General features: G+C 53.7%; 1 protein-coding gene. It reads right to left on the reverse strand.

Features of this window, described 5'->3' with window-relative positions; all coding sequences use genetic code 11:
• Positions 1–380, reverse strand: a 380-nt coding sequence (locus NE664_15825; protein MCQ4728103.1) for an ATP-dependent DNA helicase PcrA, incomplete at both ends; no start/stop codon positions are given.

The raw sequence follows: 380 nt of genomic DNA on the forward strand, positions 1-380 counted from the left end.
TGTACCTTTCCCACACTGGTTCCTCCGATTCCCCGCTTCGGAACATTGATAATACGGAGGGCAGATAAGTCATCCCGGCCGTTGTCAATCGTCTTCAAATACGCCAGGATATCTTTGATTTCCTTTCGCTGATAGAAGTTCACGCCTCCCACCATACGGTACGGCACATTGCGCTGAAGGCATTTTTCCTCGATAAGACGGGACTGGGCGTTGGTCCGGTAAAGAACCGCGCAGTCCTGGTAGCCGCATCCGCTGTTCTGAATATCGCGTACGATGGCATCCGCTTCCTCGGCGGCCGTCTCAAACTGTTTATACTGTACCAGAGGCCCTTCCTCATTGGCCGTCCACAGCGTCTTGGACTTTCTTCCGCGGTTGTGACG

Source organism: Anaerotignum faecicola, from assembly GCA_024460105.1.
Classification (GTDB): domain Bacteria; phylum Bacillota; class Clostridia; order Lachnospirales; family Anaerotignaceae; genus JANFXS01.